The sequence below is a fragment of the Streptomyces sp. NPDC050674 genome, assembly GCF_040654575.1.
Classification (GTDB): Bacteria; Actinomycetota; Actinomycetes; order Streptomycetales; family Streptomycetaceae; genus Streptomyces.
This window is the reverse complement of the sequence record NZ_JBFAIG010000005.1, coordinates 140,448-159,341: the sequence shown is the minus strand read 5'-3', so window position 1 is coordinate 159,341 and position 18,894 is coordinate 140,448. Positions and strand designations below refer to the sequence as shown.

At 72.9% G+C, this 18,894-nt stretch carries 18 protein-coding genes; 11 read left to right on the top strand and 7 right to left on the bottom strand.

All coding sequences use genetic code 11. The features are described 5' to 3' along the window. The first annotated feature begins 76 nt into the window (after nucleotides 1-76). From AB0I06_RS11075 to AB0I06_RS11065, 3 genes are all read left to right on the top strand, one after another. Complete coding sequence (locus AB0I06_RS11075) at nucleotides 77-619, top strand: hypothetical protein (protein ID WP_363118483.1); 543 nt, start codon at nucleotides 77-79, stop codon at nucleotides 617-619. Between the two features lie 108 nt (nucleotides 620-727). Continuing rightward, nucleotides 728-1,282, top strand: coding sequence for a hypothetical protein (locus AB0I06_RS11070; protein WP_363118482.1), 555 nt, complete (start codon nucleotides 728-730; stop codon nucleotides 1,280-1,282). A 156-nt stretch (nucleotides 1,283-1,438) separates the two neighbouring features. Beyond that, nucleotides 1,439-1,834, top strand: a complete 396-nt coding sequence (locus AB0I06_RS11065; RefSeq protein WP_363118481.1) for a hypothetical protein — start codon at nucleotides 1,439-1,441, stop codon at nucleotides 1,832-1,834. Between the two features lie 74 nt (nucleotides 1,835-1,908). Here the strand turns inward: AB0I06_RS11065 and AB0I06_RS11060 are convergent, their stop codons facing one another. Beyond that, nucleotides 1,909-3,069, bottom strand: a complete 1,161-nt coding sequence (locus AB0I06_RS11060; protein WP_363118480.1) for an N-acetylmuramoyl-L-alanine amidase — start codon at nucleotides 3,067-3,069, stop codon at nucleotides 1,909-1,911. A gap of 216 nt (nucleotides 3,070-3,285) precedes the next feature. Here AB0I06_RS11060 and AB0I06_RS11055 point away from each other — a divergent pair, with 216 nt between their 5' ends. The 4 genes from AB0I06_RS11055 (at nucleotide 3,286) to AB0I06_RS11040 (ending at nucleotide 6,985) form a co-directional block, all read left to right on the top strand. Next, complete coding sequence (locus AB0I06_RS11055) at nucleotides 3,286-3,903, top strand: RNA polymerase sigma factor (RefSeq protein ID WP_363118479.1); 618 nt, start codon at nucleotides 3,286-3,288, stop codon at nucleotides 3,901-3,903. 156 nt (nucleotides 3,904-4,059) lie between these two features. After that, nucleotides 4,060-4,851: a hypothetical protein gene (locus AB0I06_RS11050; protein ID WP_363118478.1), complete on the top strand. Its 792-nt coding sequence runs from the start codon at nucleotides 4,060-4,062 to the stop codon at nucleotides 4,849-4,851. A 383-nt stretch (nucleotides 4,852-5,234) separates the two neighbouring features. After that, nucleotides 5,235-5,909 carry an RNA polymerase sigma factor gene (locus AB0I06_RS11045; RefSeq protein ID WP_363118640.1) on the top strand — a complete coding sequence of 225 codons (675 nt, stop codon included), beginning with the start codon at nucleotides 5,235-5,237 and terminating at the stop codon, nucleotides 5,907-5,909. Next, the gene (locus AB0I06_RS11040) at nucleotides 5,909-6,985 is read left to right on the top strand and encodes a hypothetical protein (RefSeq protein ID WP_363118477.1); all 1,077 of its coding nucleotides are present in this window, start codon (nucleotides 5,909-5,911) and stop codon (nucleotides 6,983-6,985) included. The genes AB0I06_RS11045 and AB0I06_RS11040 overlap by 1 nt, the downstream gene beginning before the upstream one ends. A gap of 227 nt (nucleotides 6,986-7,212) precedes the next feature. Here the strand turns inward: AB0I06_RS11040 and AB0I06_RS11035 are convergent, their stop codons facing one another. Beyond that, entirely contained in the window at nucleotides 7,213-8,058 is an 846-nt protein-coding gene (locus AB0I06_RS11035; protein WP_363118476.1) for a L,D-transpeptidase family protein, read from the bottom strand. A 140-nt stretch (nucleotides 8,059-8,198) separates the two neighbouring features. Here AB0I06_RS11035 and AB0I06_RS11030 point away from each other — a divergent pair, with 140 nt between their 5' ends. Together AB0I06_RS11030 and leuE are read left to right on the top strand one after the other, a co-directional pair. After that, nucleotides 8,199-9,779, top strand: coding sequence for a methylmalonyl-CoA mutase family protein (locus tag AB0I06_RS11030; RefSeq protein ID WP_363118475.1), 1,581 nt, complete (start codon nucleotides 8,199-8,201; stop codon nucleotides 9,777-9,779). 98 nt (nucleotides 9,780-9,877) lie between these two features. Continuing rightward, complete coding sequence (leuE, locus tag AB0I06_RS11025; protein WP_363118474.1) at nucleotides 9,878-10,525, top strand: leucine efflux protein LeuE; 648 nt, start codon at nucleotides 9,878-9,880, stop codon at nucleotides 10,523-10,525. Nucleotides 10,526-10,550: 25 nt separating this feature from the next. Here leuE and AB0I06_RS11020 read toward each other — a convergent pair whose 3' ends face one another. Beyond that, nucleotides 10,551-11,960 carry an FAD-dependent oxidoreductase gene (locus AB0I06_RS11020; protein WP_363118473.1) on the bottom strand — a complete coding sequence of 470 codons (1,410 nt, stop codon included), beginning with the start codon at nucleotides 11,958-11,960 and terminating at the stop codon, nucleotides 10,551-10,553. 73 nt (nucleotides 11,961-12,033) lie between these two features. On the opposite strand from AB0I06_RS11020, the gene AB0I06_RS11015 reads away from it, so the two are divergent. Further along, nucleotides 12,034-12,684, top strand: a complete 651-nt coding sequence (locus AB0I06_RS11015; protein ID WP_363118472.1) for a TetR/AcrR family transcriptional regulator C-terminal domain-containing protein — start codon at nucleotides 12,034-12,036, stop codon at nucleotides 12,682-12,684. 15 nt (nucleotides 12,685-12,699) lie between these two features. Here AB0I06_RS11015 and AB0I06_RS11010 read toward each other — a convergent pair whose 3' ends face one another. The 4 genes from AB0I06_RS11010 to AB0I06_RS10995 form a co-directional block, all read right to left on the bottom strand. Next, entirely contained in the window at nucleotides 12,700-13,623 is a 924-nt protein-coding gene (locus AB0I06_RS11010) for a class I SAM-dependent methyltransferase (protein WP_363118471.1), read from the bottom strand. A gap of 63 nt (nucleotides 13,624-13,686) precedes the next feature. Next, nucleotides 13,687-14,793: an acyltransferase gene (locus tag AB0I06_RS11005; RefSeq protein ID WP_363118639.1), complete on the bottom strand. Its 1,107-nt coding sequence runs from the start codon at nucleotides 14,791-14,793 to the stop codon at nucleotides 13,687-13,689. Nucleotides 14,794-15,013: 220 nt separating this feature from the next. Continuing rightward, a complete protein-coding gene (locus tag AB0I06_RS11000) occupies nucleotides 15,014-16,345 on the bottom strand; it encodes an alpha-2,8-polysialyltransferase family protein (protein ID WP_363118470.1) in 1,332 nt (443 codons plus the stop codon). After that, entirely contained in the window at nucleotides 16,345-17,331 is a 987-nt protein-coding gene (locus AB0I06_RS10995) for a glycosyltransferase family 2 protein (RefSeq protein ID WP_363118469.1), read from the bottom strand. Before AB0I06_RS10995 ends, AB0I06_RS11000 begins: the two co-directional genes overlap by 1 nt. Before the next feature lie 198 nt (nucleotides 17,332-17,529). On the opposite strand from AB0I06_RS10995, the gene AB0I06_RS10990 reads away from it, so the two are divergent. Then, nucleotides 17,530-18,876 (top strand): DUF6716 putative glycosyltransferase, encoded by a 1,347-nt coding sequence (locus AB0I06_RS10990; protein ID WP_363118468.1) that lies wholly within the window; start codon nucleotides 17,530-17,532, stop codon nucleotides 18,874-18,876. Nucleotides 18,877-18,894 lie beyond the last annotated feature (18 nt).

Here is an 18,894-nt window from a genome sequence, read left to right as displayed (position 1 = left end):
ACGGCTGCGAATCCCCGTACGGCTGTGGTGGTCTTCTGACGCGAGCGGATCCGAACATGCCGGGGGGAACCGGGACATGGGCTACTGGGGATATTTCGTCGTGGGCCGGGGGGAGCGGCCGCTGCCGGAGCTGGAGGCGCTGGCGGGGGCCGCGGAGGACCCGACGCAGCGCGCCTCGGCGCCGGGTGGCTGGCAGGTGTGGGAGTACCCGAGCAGCGACGGCGACATCGGGAACATGAACGCGCTGGCCCGCCAGACCGGGGCGCCCGCGCTCTTCGGGTACGTCATCAACAGCGAGTGCGTGGTGCTGGAGGCCGCGGCCCCGCAGAGCGGGGCGTGGGCGACCTGCCTCGCGCGCTCCGCGATGGCCGGATATCTGGGGGCGGGCCGGGAGGGCCTCACGCTGGAGGACTACTTCCTGGAACCCGGCGACGCCGCCGAGCGTGCCGTGCTCTGGGCGGCCGAGGCCGGGTGTGAGGCGAACGCCGAGGCTCTGGTGGACGTACTCACGTCAGATCCTGACCCTCCCCCACTCTCGGCTTCGCCCGAGCGGGGGGATTCCCAGGCCGAAAACCTGCTGTTCCGCTTCCTCGACAGGCTGGGTGTGGTGCCCCTGTGACAATCCGGGGCCGTTGCGCGCAGTAAGGGGAAGTGCGGGTTCCGTGAGGGGTGAGGGCCGGCGGAGGCCTGATCGGGGCCCGGAGGCGGCCTGTGGAGGGAGGCGTGGATGAGCCTGGTGGAGTTGATCGCACAGGCCGACGAGCGCGGGCTGGCCGCGAGCGGGCTGGCTTGTCTGGATCGGTGCGTGCCCCTGCTGGGCGGCGACGACGAGATCCTGCGCCCGGTGTGGGCGAGCCTCGGCGACGGCGCGGACGCCGGTGAGTGGGGCGAGCGGCTGGAGCAGGCCCGCGGCAAGCTGGACGCGGCCGGCGTCGGGGACGAGGCGGCCGTGCTCGCCCGGCGGATGCTCGAGGCCGCTCCCGCCGAGCGGTCCGCCGCCTCGGTGCGGGTGTGGGCCGACGCCTGCTCCGTCGCCTCCCTCCAGATCCACCGGCTCCTGGACACCGCCGAGGACGAGGCCTCGTCGGTCGACTCCCGCCGTGAGGGCCGGACGGAGGGGATGTCGCCCCTGGTCGCCGCCGAGCTGCGCCGCCAGATCACCGTCCTGGAGGTCCTGGCCGGACACGGCCCGGCCGGTCTGCGCCGGGCGCTGGAGGTGTCGGTCGAGGGGCGGCGCGTGCTGCGCGCGGTGGTCTCCCGCCGCAGCCGGCGACAGGGGTGAGGGGACGACGCCCGCCGACCGTCCCGACCGGCCTAAACCCGCTTCCTGGAAGGGTCCTGTGACTGTCCCTGGAACGAGCTGGGGCGGTTCTGCGCCGCTTCGGGGGAGCCGCCGATTTCGGGTGACGAAACGCTTCGCCGCAGCGCTTTCCGTGATGTGACGACTCAAGCGGAGACCAGGCCATCGGCGGCTGCGAAGCCGCTGCGGTGGGCGGCGGACACGGTGGCGACGATGCGTGAGGGAGCGCGGCTGCGCCTCGACTACTCGGCGCAGAGCCTGTGGAGCATCGACCGGATGATCGAGGGGATACGGCGGGAAGGGGTGCCCGACGCCGCCGTGCAGGAGGTACTGCGCGGATTCGGCGCCTACGCCGGTGAGGTGGTGGTGCGTCAGACCGGCGCGGAGTGGTGGGCGACCGGTGGTGACCACTGGCTCCGCACCCCTGACGGGCGTCTGTGGGACCCCATCGACGAGGCGCGCCGCTGCTATGCCGGCCATGGATCGCTGCGGCTGCTGTGCCGGGACGCGGTGCGCGCCGTGCCCCGGCCATAACGCCGGCGGGACGCGGTAGGTGCCGCCCGGCGACAGCGGCAGCGGGACGCGGTGCGCGCCGCCCGGCGACAGCGTCAGCGCGTGAGGACGTCCTCGTCGTCCGGCAGGGGCCCGGCCGGCTCCTGGGCGGGCTCGGCGGGCTTGGCGGCGTTCTGGGCCAGGGTGCGGATCTGGGGCAGGTCGTCGTAGAGGTTCTGCCCGGGGCACGCGGTCGGATAGCCGTCGCGGTGACCGGAGATGCGGTGGAACGTCACCTTCTGGCCCAGCTTGTACTTGCCGTTGTCGGCGCCCGAGGTCAGCACGACCGTCCCGGCCGGGTCGGCGCCGTAGAGGCCGAGCTTCCACGCCGCGACCTTCGCGACCGACTCGCGCACGGCGGCGTTCGTGGTCGCGGTGGAGTAGTCGCCGAGCACCGAGACGCTGCTGGTGTCGGTGTTGAAGCCGTAGGTGTGCGCGCCGAGGACGGGCTTGTCGATGCCGCCCGCACGGCCCTCGAAGACGGTGCCGCACTTGTCGACGAGGAAGTGGTAGCCGATGTCGTTCCAGCCGTTGCTCTGCACGTGGTAGAGGAACACGCCGCGCACGATCGACGCCGACTCGGAACACGTGTAGTCGTTGGTGCCCGCCGTGTGGTGGACGAACACCGCCTTGGTGTCGCCGGTGTAGGTGGGCGGGTCCTTCACCAGGGACTCGTCGGCGCCCCAGGAGGAACGCGACGTCACGACGGGAGGCTCGGCCGCGAGCGGCCCGCCCTCGCCCGGCTCGACGACCGCGGTGTGCACGGCGCCCGACCCGGCCTCGGGATCGACCAGGTCGACCCGCAGCCCCGCCGGCAGGCGCGAGCCCGAGACACGCACCTGGACGCCGTCCGAGGGCCCGGTCCACAGCGGCTGGGTGCTCCCGCGCACGCCGGTCCGGTCCCGGTCGGGGCCCGCCTCGGGTGCGTGGACGTCGCTCTCCAGCGGGCGCCACGCGCTCCAGAGGCCGCTCTGCCGCGAGCGGGTCCGCACCTCGGCGGTGCCCTCCAGGGCGGCGTCGGGGTCGTCCCAGGTGACTCCGACCAGGCTGAACGGTGCGGTGGTGCGCGGGGCGAGGGACCGTACGTGCGGGTCGCCGTCCGGTACCCGGACGGTGTGCACACCGTCCGGGGAAGAGGCCCGGGCGGGTTGGTTCAGGCCGAGGGCACCGAGGGCCAGGGCGGTGGCGACGGCGGTGCGCAGGAGGCGGGGTGTCATACGGCGCTCGCCTTTCGTGGGCGGTGGCATCGCGAGCAGAGGTCCCCGGGGCGGCACTTGGCCGAAACCTCCGCGGGGCCGGGCTCCCGAGGACGGCGGGCCGGGTTGACCCGAACGGTCGCGGGGGCCCGGCGCCTGACGCCCTGTGACACTTCCGCGCGGACCGGCGCTGATCACCGTGGGAGGGCGCGCACTCGGCACGGACGAGGACGGTACTTGGGTCAGGGAGCACAACCACGGCGCGGGCAGGCGTACGACGGGGAACTGGGCGCGGCCGTCGTGCGGGCCCAGCAGGGTGACGAGGCGGCCTTCGCGGTCGCCTACCGGTTCGTGCAGCCCGGACTGCTCGGCTATCTGCGGGGCCTGGTCGGGGACGACGCCGAGGACGTGGCGTCCGACGCCTGGCTGGAGATCGCCCGGGACCTCGGCCGGTTCCGGGGCGACGGGGCCGGCTTCCGCGGCTGGACGGCGACCATCGCCCGGCACCGGGCGCTGGACCACCTGCGCCGCCAGCGGGTACGGCCCCGGTCGTCCGCGCTGGAGCAGGACGTCCTGGAACTGCCCGGGCCGCACAGCACCCACGACCAGGCGCTGGAGTCCCTCTCCACCGAGCGCGCCCTGGAGCTGGTGAGAGGGCTGCCGCGCGACCAGGCCGAGGCCGTGCTGCTGCGGGTCGTGGTCGGCCTCGACGGCCCGTCCGCCGCACGGGTCCTGGGCAAGCGGCCGGGCGCGGTGCGCACGGCGGCCCACCGGGGTCTGAAACGCCTCGCCGGGCAGCTGGGCGCGGAGAGTGTGACGGATGAGGCTCCCCGGACGCTGGGTGAGTCGACATGAGCGGAACCGGAGGTTTCGCTCACGGCCCCGGGGGGTCGTGCGGACGCGGCGCGCTGAACAGGGCGGAGCGGCGGGACGTACTGGTGGGACCCGGTGGGCCGTCCGGCGCCGCCGGGGCCGACGGATCGAGCGGATCGAGCAGGGACGGATACGGACATGGGTGAACGGCGCAGCGACGGCGGGCTTTCCGGCCGTGGTTCCCGTCACGCCCTCCTGGACTCCGACATCGAGGCGCTGCTCCTCGCCTCCCTCGTCGGGGACGGGGTGGACGCCGAGGCCGAACAGCGGGCCGTGGCCGCCTTCCGGGCCGCCCGGGACGCCGGTGTCCTGCGCGCCCGCGGCCGCCGCCGGGACGACTGGCGTGCCCGGGAGCGGCGCTGTCCGGGCCGGTCTCTGCGTACGACGCTCTCCGTGCTGTTCGCCAGTCTCACGCTGGGCGGTGTCGCCGTGGCGGTGATCGGCGTGGCGGGGGCACCGGAGAAGGGCCGTGCGGACGCCCCCGAGCGCAGGCCCGCTTCGAGCAGTGCCCCGCATGCCCCGGCCGGGCAGCCGTCCCGCGGCGGCCACAGCCCCGGCAGCGGCACCGGTTCGGCCCCGGCCCGCCCGGACCGGCCTGCCCCGGCCCGGGACACCGAGGCGCACTGCCGTGCCTACGAGCAGGCCCGGGGACGCGGCAAGGCCCTGGAGGCGCCGGCCTGGCAGCGTCTCGTGGCCGCCGCGGGCGGTGAGAGGAACGTCACGGCGTACTGTGCCGAACGCCTGACCGAGTCGAAGAAGACGAGCCGTGGCTCCGGGAACGGCGATCCCGCCGGCGGCGAGGACTCCGCGACCGCGAACAACGGCGGAGGCGACCAGCCGGGCAACGCCGGGAAGGGCGGGTCGGGCGACGACGCGGGCGAGAGCCGCAGCGACGGCAAGCGCTCCCCGTCCAACGGCCGCCATCCGTAAGGGGTTTCCGTGAGGGCGGGCCGTCGGGGCCGAGCGCTGCCCTGATCCGCCGGTGCCCGCCATGGCAACGGCCGGGGCCGCCACCCCCCACAGGAGAGGCCCCGGCCGTCGCGCGGCACGGGCCGCGCGGCGGCCCGTACTCCCTACAGCGCCCGGCGTGCGTTTTCTGTCACACCCCGCCGCGTCACGGCTTGGTTGCATCCCGGGCGGACATGGACGGGGAGTGGTTTCAGGTCGTAACGTGCCATTCGCGCCAACGGCGAAGGCGGCAAGACCACCGCAACCACCTGCGGCCTTGTAACCGCAACCACCAATTGAGCAACCACGACGGCGAGAACCCGGTCCGCGGAAGCGGCGCCGGTTCAGGCGCAGAAGGGCGCGCGGTGCTGGGGGACGACGCGGAGCTGACCGCCGCGGTGCGCGCGGCACAGGACGGCGATGAGAACGCGTTCCGGACTGTGTACCGCACCGTGCATCCGCGGCTGCTCGGGTATGTACGGACGCTGGTCGGCGACCCCGATGCCGAGGACGTGACGTCCGAGGCGTGGCTCCAGATAGCCCGCGACCTGGAGCGGTTCACCGGCGACGCGGACCGGTTCCGCGGCTGGGCCGCCCGGATCGCCCGCAATCGCGCGCTGGACCACATACGCATGCGCGGGCGCCGGCCCGCGATCGGCGGTGACGAGACCGAACTGACCGGCCGGGCGGCCGAGTCCGACACCGCCGGCGAGGCCATCGAGGCGCTCGCCACCGACGGCGCGTTCTCCCTCATCTCCCGGCTGCCCCAGGACCAGGCCGAGGCGGTCGTCCTGCGCGTGGTGGTGGGACTCGACGCGAAGACCGCCGCGGAGACGCTCGGCAAGCGCCCGGGCGCGGTCCGCACGGCGGCGCACCGGGGCCTGAAGCGGCTCGCCGAACTGCTCGGCGACGATCCGCAGGCCGATCCGGAATCGGCCGGGGTGCTCGACGCCCTGCCGCCTCAGCGAGAACCGCGCGGCGGCGCGGTGACGTCCGCAGGTGTGACGCGTAGCGTTACGCGGACGCAGAAGGATGTGTGATGGCCGACGAGCAGTACAGGTGGCTGGACCGCGAAACGGCGGAGCGTTTGCTGAGCGGAGAGCCACTCGAAGCTGTCGAAGGCGCCGACCGGGACCGAGCCGAACACCTGGCGAGGACCCTTGGCGCGCTGTCCGCCACACCCCCGCTGACCAGCGATGAACTCCCCGGCGAAGCCGCCGCGATGGCCGCGTTCCGCAAGGCCCGCGCGGAACGCGCCGACGCGGCCGCGGCCCGTGCGGCCGCCGTCGGACAGGACGCGCCCGGGGTCACCGGCGGCGGCCTGGTCCGGTTCAAGGGCTCCGGCGACGGCGGCTCCGGCACCGCCCGGCGGCCTCGCAAGGCCCGCCCGGTCCGTCTCGCCCTGGCCGCCGTGCTGACCGTCGGCATGGTCGGCGGGGTCGCCGTCGCGGCCGGAACCGGAGTCCTGCGGGCACCGTTCGACGGTGACGAGCCCGAGCCCGGTGCCTCCGTCCCGGATGACGCCACCCCGCGCGAGCGGCCGCTGGTGTCGCCCTCGCCCAGCGATGACGTGCAGGGCGGAACCACCCCCGAGGGTGCCCCGGACGGCACCTCGACGGGCGGTGCGGACGACCGGGGCCGCGACGAGCCGGACGGCGACGGGAGCCGGAAGCAGGACTCCGGCGACGGGGCGGGCCGTTCCGGCGAGGATCACGGCGCGATCGCCTCCGCCTGCCGTGACCTGCGTGACGGCAAGCGGCTGGACGCCGACCGCGGACGCGCCCTGCGGGAGGCGGCGGGCGGCTCGCGGGTGTGGACGTACTGCCAGGGCGTCCTGTCCCCGGCCGATCCCCGCTCGCAGCGCGAGAACGACGAGCGCACCGACCAGGGCCACGGCAACAGCCAGGGCAACGGTGGCAACGGCAACGGCAACGGCAACGGCAACGGCAACGGTGCTGGCGCCGGCCGGGGCGGCCACGGCCGTGACCAGAACCGTGACCAGGACAAGGCCGACAGGCAGGCCGGCTCCCAGGGGGAGCAGAACCCCGGGAAGAAGGCCGGCGGGCAGGCAGGCAAGCAGGGCGACGGCGGGGGCGGCGCGGGCCACGGCCGGTAGGCAGACCGCCTGCCCGACGCTGTGACCTGCGGTTTCGTGGTCCGCGTAAAACTCGCCGAGACAGGTGTGACACTTTCGGGCGTCCCGGCGCAGTAATGAGTGAGCCGACTGGTCATCGGCCGTCGCACGGAGCCGGGGTTCCCCCCGTACCTACGGCTCGTGCACCGAGCGCGGGCGGGACACGTTCCCCCGGTCCCGCCCGCGCCCCTTACTCCCTTCTCCGGCCGTCACCAGGACACGACGACCTTGTCGCCGTCGCGGACCTGCGCGAACAACTCCGCGATCGCCGCCTCGTCCCGTACGTTGACGCAGCCGTGCGAGGCGCCCGCGTAGCCCCGGGCCGCGAAGTCCGCCGAGAAGTGCACCGCCTGGCCGCCGCTGAAGAACATCGCGTAGGGCATGGGCGAGTCGTACAGCGTCGAGACGTGGTCGCGGGACTTCCAGTAGACGGAGAAGACGCCCTCCCGGGTCGGTGTGTACTGCGAGCCGAAGCGGACCGCCATGGTCGACACCGTCCGCCCGTCGATCATCCAGCGCAGCGTCCGGCTGGTCTTGTCGATGCACAGCACCCGGCCCGTCCGGCAGCGCGCGTCCGGCGGGTCGGCCGGCTGGCCGCCCATCAGATACAGGTCCCAGCGGCCCGGCTCGCGCGTCATGCGCAGCAGCCGCTGCCAGGTTACGGCGTCGGCCTCGCCGGTGCGCGGCAGCCCGCGCTTGCCCTGGAAGCCGCTGACCGCCCGCTCCGTCGGCTCGTCGTACGTCCCGGTCGGCCCCTCGAACAACCAGGCGACTTGCCGCAGCCGGGCCTGGAGCTCCCGGACGTCCCGGCCGGTGTCGCCCCGGGACCACAGCACGCGGGGCGGGGCCGGGGCGGCGCCGGGTTTGTCGTCCCCGGACGGCGGCACGGTCTCCGGCACCCCGTCACCGGCGTCCGGTGTGCGGGCCGGGGCCGGGGTTCCGGGCAGGTCGATGTGGACCGGCGAGCGGCCCTTGCCCTCGCCGTCCGGAGCCTGCACGGTGCAACCGGTCAGCGCGGCCAGCACGGCGACTCCCGCTGCGAACGCTCTCCCCATGCCCGTACTACGCACACGGTCCCCCGCTCGTCTCACCGGCGTGCCCGGATGTCACCTGAGATGCTTCCCCGGGCGTGACCGGTCGCGAACCAGAGGGCATGGTGGTGAGCGAGGTCACACCTGCGCGGGAGGCACCCACCATGGCGCGTGAGTCGGAGTCCGGACTGCCCATCGAGCCGGTCTACGGGCCGCAGGCCCTCCAGGGCTGGGAACCGGACGAGAAGCTGGGGGAGCCCGGGGCGTATCCGTACACGCGGGGCGTGTATCCGTCGATGTACACCGGACGGCCCTGGACGATGCGCCAGTACGCGGGGTTCGGTACGGCGGCGGAGTCCAACGCCCGCTACCGGCAGCTGATCGCCCACGGCACGACGGGTCTGTCGGTCGCCTTCGACCTGCCCACCCAGATGGGGCACGACTCCGACGCGGCGATCGCGCACGGTGAGGTCGGCAAGGTGGGCGTGGCGGTCGACTCGGTGGAGGACATGCGGGTGCTGTTCGGCGGGATCCCGCTGGACCAGGTGTCGACGTCGATGACGATCAACGCCCCGGCGGCCCTGCTGCTGCTCATGTACCAGCTGGTGGCGGAGGAGCAGGGCGTCGGCGCGGACCGGCTGACCGGCACGATCCAGAACGACGTGCTGAAGGAGTACATCGCCCGGGGGACCTACATCTTCCCGCCCAAGCCGTCGTTGCGGCTGATCGCGGACATCTTCAAGTACTGCCGGGCGGAGATGCCGAGGTGGAACACCATCTCGATCTCCGGCTATCACATGGCCGAGGCGGGGGCCTCGCCCGCGCAGGAGATCGCCTTCACCCTCGCGGACGGCATCGAGTACGTACGGACGGCGGTGGCGGCCGGTATGGACGTCGACGACTTCGCGCCCAGGCTGTCGTTCTTCTTCGTGGCCCGCACCACGATCCTGGAGGAGGTCGCCAAGTTCCGTGCCGCGCGCCGGATCTGGGCCCGGGTGATGCGTGAGGAGTTCGGCGCGCAGAACCCCAAGTCGCTGATGCTGCGCTTCCACACGCAGACGGCCGGGGTGCAGCTGACGGCCCAGCAGCCGGAGGTGAACCTGGTCCGGGTCGCCGTGCAGGGACTGGCGGCGGTGCTGGGCGGCACGCAGTCGCTGCACACCAACTCCTTCGACGAGGCCATCGCCCTGCCCACCGACAAGTCCGCCCGCCTGGCGCTGCGCACCCAGCAGGTCCTGGCCCATGAAACCGACGTCACCGCCACCGTCGACCCGTTCGCCGGCTCCTACGCCGTGGAGAGGATGACCGACGACGTCGAGGCCGCGGCCGTGGAGCTGATGGACCGGGTCGAAGAGCTCGGCGGCGCGGTCGAGGCGATCGAACGCGGCTTCCAGAAGAACGAGATCGAACGCAACGCCTACCGCATCGCCCAGGAGACCGACTCCGGCGAACGCGTCGTCGTCGCCGTCAACCGCTTCCGCCTGGACGAGGAGGAACCCTACGAACCGCTGCGCGTCGACCCTGCCATCGAGGCCCGGCAGGCCGAACGCCTCACCGCACTGCGCGCACGGCGCGACCAGGCGGCCGTCGGCACCGCGCTGGCCGCGCTGAAGAAGGCGGCCGAGGGCGAGGACAACGTCCTCTACCCGATGAAGGAGGCGCTGAGGGCCCGGGCCACCGTCGGCGAGGTGTGCGGCGCGCTGCGCGAGGTGTGGGGGACACACGTCCCGTCGGACGCCTTCTGACCGTCGGGGGAACGTCCGGGGAGGGCCCGGGGAATGCCCGCGGAGCGCCCGGGTGAGCGTCTGTCCGGCCGCCCTGCCCGCGTGCGACACTCCTTCGCATGTTCGGTGTCGTCGATCTGCCCACCTATCTGGCGGGCCTCGTCCTGATCATCCTGCTGCCCGGCCCCAACTCGCTGTACGTGCTGTCCGTGGCCGCCCGCCGCGGCGTGCGCGCCGGATACACGGCCGCGGCCGGAGTGTGGTGCGGGGACGCGGTGCTGATGACGTTGTCCGCGGCCGGGGTGGCCTCGCTGCTCCAGGCGAACGCCGTGCTGTTCGCCGTGGTGAAGTACGCGGGGGCCGGATATCTGACCTGGCTGGCCGTCGGCATGCTGCGAGCCGCGTGGGGCATGTGGCGGACGCGCGCCGAGCGGTCCGCCGGGGGCGAGGCTCCCGCAACCGCCGAGGAGCGGCCCTTCCGCCGGGCCTTCGTCGTCAGCCTGTTCAACCCCAAGGCGATCCTGTTCTTCGTCGCCTTCTTCGTGCAGTTCGTGGACCCGCGGTACGCCCATCCCGCGCTGTCGTTCGTCGTCCTCGGCGCCCTCGCGCAGGCCGCCAGCGTGCTCTACCTGAGCGCGCTGATCTTCGGCGGCACCCGGCTGGCCGCCGCGTTCCGCCGCCGCAGGAGCCTGTCCGCGGGGGCGACCTCGGCGGCGGGCGCGCTGTTCCTGGGCTTCGCGGTGAAGCTGTCCCTGGCGAGCTCGTAGCGCCCCCGCGCCCCGCGCATCCGCGTCAGCGGAGGCCGAAGCGGGCCAGATACTCCGGGAGTCCGGCCGCCGTGGCGCCCGCCCAGCCGATGTAGCCGTCCGGGCGGACGAGATACAGACCGGGCCCGTACGCGCCGGGTGCGGGGCCCCGGACGACCCGTGTCCGCCCGCCGGGCTCCGGCGCCTGCGCGTCCCCCAGCACCAGCAGCGTCCAGTGCGGGCCGCGGAAGGCGTCGAAGAGCCGGACGCCGGCCACCGTCGCGTCCGGAGCGCGGTCGCCCGCCCGCAGCGGGCCGGGGCCGGGGCGGGTCTCGAGGGTGAGCGACGACTCCCGGTAGCCGAGGCCGAGCTGGCGGGTCGCCTCGCCGCGCCGGGTCTCGCCGCGGTGCACCCGGGTGGACAGCCCGAGCACGTCGGCGGCGACGGGCCGGCGCTCCTCCTCGTAGGAGTCCAGCAAGGACGCGTCCGCGCCCTCGCGCAGCACCGCGCCCAGCTTCCAGCCCAGGTTGTAGGCGTCCTGGACGCTGGTGTTGAGGCCCTGGCCGCCCGCGGGGGAGTGCACGTGCGCCGCGTCGCCCGCGAGGAAGACCCGCCCGGAGCGGAAGCGGTCCGCGAGGGCCGCCCGGGGCCGGAAGTCCGAGGCCCAGCACAACTCCGTCACGGACTCCGGCGCGAGGTGCGAGCGGGCGGCGACGACCTTCCGTATGCCCTGGAGGGACAGGTCCGGCGTCGTCCCCTCCGGGAACCGCGCCACCAGCTGGAAGTCCTCGACGCCCGGCAGCGGGCAGATCGCGAGGAAGTCGTCGCCGGCCCGGCCGGGCGGGAAGAGGTGCCAGTGGTCGCGGTCCAGGCCGCTGATCCGGACGTCGGCCACCACGGTCGGGTACGGGTCGACCGTCTCGCCCGTCATGCCGATGCCGAGCAGCCGGCGCACGGTCGAACGGCCGCCGTCCGCCGCGACGGCGTAGCGGGCGGTGATCACCTCGCCCGAGGCCGACACCGCGCGCACCCCGTCCTCGTCCTGCGTCAGCCCGACGACCTCCTGGCCGAAGGCCACCTCCCCGCCCAGCTCCTCCAGCCGCTCCCGCAGTATCTGCTGGGTGCGCCACTGCGGCACCATCCACGGCTCGTTCCAGGGCGCGTCCTCGCTCGATTCGGCCGGGTCGAACATCCGGTGCTCGCCCGCGCGCCGGCCGTCCTGCCAGATCATCCCGACCGGGTAGGTGCCGCCCGCCGCCCGGATCGCGCCGAGCACCCCCAGATCGTCGAAGACCTCCATCGTGCGCGGCTGGATCCCCTTGCCGCGCGAGCCGGGGAACAACGCCTGTGCCTTCTCGACGACCAGCGCGGCCACGCCCCGCCGGGCCAGGTCGATGCCGAGCGCCAGACCCGTCGGGCCCGCGCCCACCACCAGTACGTCCGTGTCCCTGTTCATGGGTCACCCTCCTTAACGCTGTTAAGTAGCTCCGCCGCACGAGCGTCGCCTTAACGGTGTTAAGTTGTCAAGCGTGAGCACGGAACGACGTGAGCCCCTGGACCGCCGCCGGGTGGCGGACACCGCGCTGCGGCTGCTGAACGACACCGGCCTTGACGGACTGACCCTGCGGGCCATCGCCCGCGAGCTGGACGTGAAGGCGCCCGCCCTCTACTGGCACTTCAAGGACAAGCAGGCGCTGCTCGACGAGATGGCGACGGAGATGTTCCGCCGGATGGTCGCCGGGACCGCTCTCGACCCGTCCGACACATGGCAGGACCGGCTGCTGAAGGCCAACCGGGGCCTGCGCGCGGCCCTGCTCGGCTACCGGGACGGCGCGAAGGTCTTCAGCGGCTCACGCTTCACCGGCATCGAGCACGCCGGACCGATGGAGGACAACCTGCGCCTGCTCACGGGCGCCGGGTTCACCCTCGCCCAGGCGGCCCGCGCGCTCACCACGGCGTACCTGTACACGCTGGGCTTCGTCACCGAGGAGCAGGGCGTCCGGCCACTGCCGGACGAGCGCCGCGAGGGCTACGACATGGACGAACGCGCCCGCCTGATGACCGACTTCCCCTTGTCGGCCCAGGCGGGCGCGGAGATCTTCGAGGACTACGACCGGCACTTCGAGGAGGGACTCGCCCTCATGATCGCCGGGATCGGGGCGCGCTACGGGGTCTCCTGACGCGCCCGGGGCGCGTCAGGGCCGTTTCCCGCGGGCCCGCCGTACGGCCCGGGTGACCACGGGCGGCAGCAGGTCCTTCGCGAGCCGGCGCAGCCGGGACGGGGCGGGACGGGCCGGGCGCGAGGCACCGGCCTCGGCGGCGGGGGCCGGGGCGGGGGCCGGTACGACCGGGGGTTCCACGTAGTGCCGGGAGCGCGGGAAGGGCGGGGGCTTCATCCCCCGCGACCGGGTCCGGACCAGCCGGTGCCCGGCCGCCTCCTGCACGCTCAGCCCGACGTCCGAGCGCTCCCGCAGCGTTCGGAGCAGTTCCTCCTGGAGCGGCTCGGGGTCGCCCCAGGTGGCGTACAGCTTCTGCGTGCTGAGACAGATCGGGTTCAGACCGCGGTTGAGGACCGCCTCCCACGCGGCGGCCGAGACACCCGGGGTGTGCTCGGAACGGAAGTCGTCCAGGACCACGACACCCCCGGGCAGCAGGATGTCGTGGGCCGCTCCGATGTCGCCGTACACGTGCTCGTACAGGTGGGAGGCGTCGATGTGGACGAAGCGGCAGGTGCCGGGGGCCACCTTCTCGGACACCAGGGAGCTGGGACCGGTGATCACCGTCGGCAGGGTGTCGTGGAAGGAGAGGTAGTTCCGCTCGAACGCCTGCTGGGTCAGCGAGGCGTACGACATGGCCGCCTCGGCCTGGTTGGCCCCGTCCGGGGCCTCGCCCTCGAACAGGTCGCAGACGGTGAACCGCTCGCCGTCCTGGAGGTGCCGGCCGAGGAGGATCGCGCTCTTGCCCATGTAGACGCCGAGTTCCAGCAGGTCACCCTTGGTCCCGGCCGCCGTCTGCCGGTCCAGGAACCAGGTGAACAGCATCTGGTCCAGCGCGGGGAACCAGCCCGGGACGTCGGCGAGTTCGCCGGGGTGCTTGTCGGTCGCTTGTGCGTTGTTCATGCGGCGAGCCTTCTCTCTGAGCGGTGCCCGAGACGACGGCCGGCTGAACGTCCCGTGAACGGATCAGGGGGCCTTCGCCAGCGCCGACCGCAGTCGGGGCGTCAGCGGCTTCTCCACATATTTGTGCAGCAACCACGCCAGCAGCAGCATTGACGCCACCGTCAGCGCGAACGTCACCCCGGAGGCCAGTCCCAGACCGCGGTGCAGGGCGTGGATCACCACCCAGCCCAGATGCTCGTGCACCAGGTAGAAGGGGTACGTCAGGGCGCCCGCCACCGTCAGCCACCGCCAGTTCACCCGGTTGAGCAGACCCAGCGCGATCGCGGCGACCGCCACGAAGCCGAACGTGACGACGGCGATGATCCCGAAGGCAGAGCGGTAGGAGAAGGCCTGCGGGTCGGGGGCGTGCCACAGCGCCTGAACGGCGTAGTGCTGGCCGATCAGCCAGCTGACGGCCACGATGCCCCACCCGTAGACGTCCCGCCGGTCGCGGTGCACGAGGTAGAGGCCGACGCCGCCTATGAAGAAGGGCGCGTACTCGGGCATCAGGACGATGTCGAGCAGCGGCATGTCCGCGTTCTCGGCGATCACCGCGGCCAGCGTCCAGCCCGCGCAGAACATGATGACCCGGCGGCGGTTCGCCCCGGGCAGCACGACGCACAGGGCGAACAGGGCGTAGAAGCGGACCTCCGCCCACAGGGTCCAGCACACGCCGAGCACCCGGTCCACGCCGAGCGGCATCTGCAACATGGTCAGGTTGACCAGGGCGTCGCTGGGCGAGACGGCCTTGTAGGCCACCATCGGCAGCGCGAACACCGCCGTGACGAGGAGCACCGCCGCCCAGTAGGCGGGCAGTAGCCGGGAGGCGCGGGAGGCGAAGAACGACTTCAGGGGACGGCCCCAGCCGCTCATGCAGATCACGAACCCGCTGATCACGAAGAAGACCTGGACGCCGAGGCAGCCGTAGGCGAACAGCGAGTGCAGGGTCGGGAACTGGTCCTTGGGCGAGGTGCCCCAGGCCTGGGCGACCTCGCCGCCGCGTCCGCCGTAGTGGTACAGCGCCACCATCAGCGCCGCCACCAGCCGCAGTCCGTCGAGGGCGCGCAACCGCCCGCCGGAATCCCTTCGGCGCCGTGGGACGGTCGTGGCGCCCGGCTCTTCGACCGGCACGGCGACGCCGGGCCGGGGCTTGTGGGTGCTGACGACCGTCTCGGTCACGCTGGATACCTCTGTGTGGCTCGTATGTCCTTTGCCCGAGCCGCCTGTGGGCGGGCGCCTGTCACCCTAGGACGGAAGTTGACGCAATCGTGTTCGATGGCGACAGGCTTCTCCTGCCGGTCTCCATGGGTTCACCTGGATGTCGCCGGGGCGGGCCGCCGGGCCGAGTGGCTCAGCGGCCCACCGCCTTGCGCAGCGCCCGGGCCCGCCGGACCACACGGCGTGCCGTGGAGTTGCGCGGCAGGAACGCCAGCCGCTGCGGGATGCCACCGGGCAGCCCGAGCGCGGTGAGGCGGCGCTTCTTGAAGTAGCGCCGGGTGCGCGGGCCGAGGTGCCGGGTGAGGAACTGCTCGGCCTGCGGGCGCAGCTCCGGGTAGATCTGCGGCTGCATGGTGAACCCGAGGGCCGTGAGGAGGCCGGACAGCCGCTCGGCCGGCAGGACGTCACCGGCCGTGTCGCTCTCCAGGCCGGGCAGCAGCGCGTCCGCCAGCGTGGCGGGGACGCGGTTGCTGTTCTGATAGGGCGTCAGCCGCTCCAGGAGCAGCTCGGTCCCGATGCGGGCGGCCGGCAGGTCGTAGAACGCGGAGGCCGTGAACAGCGCGGTGGAGAAGCACCCGACGACGAGGGCGGGCCGGGCCCGGTCGAACAGCACCTCCGCGAGCACCGGCGTGTCCAGGACCGTGAGGTCCACGCCGAGCTGTTCGGCCTCCGTCTCCAGGGCGCGGCTGTAGCGGGCCGGTGCGCTCGGATGGGGCTTGAAGACGACCGTGCGGTGGCCACGGGCGACGGCACCCCGCATCATCCGCACGTGCAGGTCCTCCTCCTCCTCGGGGGAGAGGATGTCCAGCGCGGACAGGTACTGGCCGAGCAGCAGCGCCGAGTCGCCCGGCACGTGCGGCAGTTCGGGCACCGCCTCGGTGACCTCGCCGAGCACCTTCAGAAACGCGGGCGAGGGCACCAGGTGCGCCGGGACGCCGAACTCGGTCAGCAGCATCGGCGTGAGCCCCGGCACCAGGTCGAGGTGCAGCAGCCGCCGTACGCGCGTGCCGACCAGCGGGTCGAGCTTGTTGCGCGTGGGGCCGTAGCTCATCAGCCCGTCGGCGTAGACGTCGATGGGTGCGTCGGTGAACAACTGGGCCACCGTGAGGGCGGGCGCCACCTGGATGGACTCCAGCACCAGGCTCACCCGGTCGTCGCCGAGGCCCCACAGCAGCCGCAGGTAGCGCTCGAAGAGGGGGATGTCGTCGGAGCGCGGTGTCCAGGCCCCGGGGTGGAAGGGGCGGATGGCCTCGTTCCAGGACAGCACCTCGTCGAAGTGCTCGCGCAGCGGCGCGAAGCCCGGCATCTCGTCGAGGGCCGGGGTGATCTCCGGGGTCGTGGTGTTGTTGAACACCAGCAGCACCCGGCGGTCCGGCTCCTCGAAGAGGTCCGAGTCGATCGCGGCGGCCAGGGTGGCGACGCCGTACAGCGTCGAGGCGCAGAAGATCTGAGTGGTCCCGGGCATCAGGCGGCCGCTCCCGTCGTGGTCACCCGGCGCCGCAGCCGCCGCAGCTTGGACGAGCGGTCCATGTCCATGGCCTCCAGTGCCTCGGAGAGTGCGTCCTGCGGCATGCGCTTGATGGCCGCCGCGCTCATCGACCGCAGCTGCCTGGCCACGGCCGGTTCGAACCGGTCCTCGTTGGAGAGGTGGTGGGCGATGATCGCGCAGTAGGTGCGCACCGCCTTGGGCAGCAGCCGGTCGGCGTCCCGGTCCGCGGCCGTCTCCTCGATCACCTGGTCGAAGGCCCGGATGAAGTCGAGTTGGCGGACGTCGCCGATCTGCGTCAGGGACGAGGCCACGCCACGCCGGTAGAACACGCCCAGCAGGCTCACCACGGCGAACGACTCCGCCTCGCGGTGCAACTTCCAGATCCACGGCCGGTCCTCGGCCGTGCGCAGCCCGTCGGTGAAGTGGAGCACGCCCTTGTCCACCAGGCGGCGGTGGTAGGCGCCGGCCCAGGCGTAGGCGTAGTCGACGGACGTGGAGCGGTGGGCGGGGAGGATCGCCTCCCGCGGGTCGAACGCCTCCCAGCGGCGGCCGACCGGGACCCGGTGCACGGAACGGGCGCGCGCGGTGGCCTGCACATGGTCGGTGCGCACGAAGTCGCACCCCAAGTCCTCCATCGCGGACACCAGTTCGGTGAGATAGCCGGGGGCCAGCCAGTCGTCACCGTCCAGGAACGTCAGGTACTCGCCCTGCGCCGCGTCCAGGCCGGTGTTGCGCGCGGTGGCGAGCCCGCCGTTGTGCTCGTGGCGGATGTACCGCACCTGGGCGACATCCGAAAGCTCCTCGGCCGCTCGTTCGAGAATGGCCGGAGTTTCGTCCTTGGAATGGTCGTCGACCAGGATGAACTCGAAATCGCGGTCGGCGTTCAACCGCAGGCTTCTGAGGGTGTCCGGGGCATATTGCTGCACGTTGTAGAACGGCACGATCACGGAAAGCTTAGGCACCCGCAAAACGTTAGGAGGCCGCCCGGCAGCGGAACTTTCCGCTGCGGGTACACCGGGTGAACTCCGTGTGTCAGAACGGTGCACCGCGTGTACTTCCCGCCTTCCGGCAGGCCAGTTCGGCTCTCAGTGGGCTGTTGTTAACTTTTCGTTGAGTCGGGGTTCCGCCATACCTAGCATTCGCTTCCTAGCGTTTTCGACGTGCCAGTAAGTACACCGAAGCGCCCGCGCATCGCGGTCCTCGCGGACAGTGACACCCGATGGAAATGGGGTGCGCTGACCGCGGACCGCATCGCCCCGCGACCGTCCATGGAAGCCGCACCGCGTGAAGACGCGCAAGCCGGCCCCCTCGTCGACGGTTTCCTGCTGCGCGGCCGGGCCACGCCCACCCCGCGCCAGCTGGAGGAAGTGGGCGTACACGCCGACTCGTTGCGGGAGGTGACCGCCGTCGAGTTCCTGCGCGCCATGGCCGGGGGAACCTACGACGTCCTGGTCCTCTCCCTCGTCGGCGGCGGTGTGCAGGCGATGCTGCACGGCCTGGCACGCGTCTGGGAGAACCGCGCCGAGCGGCCCGTCGTCGTCACCGGCTACGTCGGCGTCGTCTACGAGAAGCTCGCCGACGGCCTGCTGCTGCGGCACGGCGCGGACCTCGTCCTCGCCAACTCCCGCCAGGACGCCGACCGTTTCCGGGCCGTCTACGAGGGCGTGGGCGCCGACGCCTCCTCGGTGACGGAGGTCGCCCTGCCCTTCCTCGGCGGTGCACCGTACGAAGGGGAACACGACCCCTACACGGTCGTCTTCGCCGCCCAGCCCTCGGTCCCCGACAGCCGCGGGGACCGTATGTACCTGCTGGACCGGCTGGTGCGGCACGCCCGCAGGCACCCCGAGCGCGAGGTGCTGCTGAAGCTGCGCTCCAAGCCGGGCGAACACACCACCCACATCGAGGAGTTGCCGTACCAGAAGCTGGTGCAGCGCCTCGATCCGCCCGCCAACTTCCGCCTGGTGTACGGGAACATGGGCGAGGTCCTCGACCGCACCGACCTGCTGGTGACGGTCAGCTCCACGGCCGCCCTGGAGTCGCTGCACCGCCGCATCCCGACCGTCGTGCTGAGCGACCTCGGCATCCGCGAGTCGCTCGGCAACCACCACTTCGTGGGCTCCGGCTGCCTCGCCTCCTGGGACCAGCTCGACGCCGGACACCGGCCCACGCCCGACGAGGAGTGGGTCGCCCGGCAGGGCGTCGTGGCGGACGGCAGCTACGACTTCGCCTTCGACGCGGCCGGCAAGCGCATCGCCGAGCTGCTCGCCCGGCCCGGCGGCCTGCCCCCGCTGGCCCCGTACTACACCCCCGTCACCGCGCCCGGCTATCTGCCCGGGATCCTCGCCCGCCACCACCTCGGCCCGGACGGCGCCCCCCTGCCCGGCGCGCCCGCCGCCGACAAGGAGCCCGGACCGGTCCGGCAGATCGTGCGCCGGGCGGCGCGCGGCGCCTACCGGCACGGCGTGCAGCGCGTGGCGCCCGTCATCCGGCGGATGGGCGAGCTGTGAGCCGCCCCGAGACCCCTG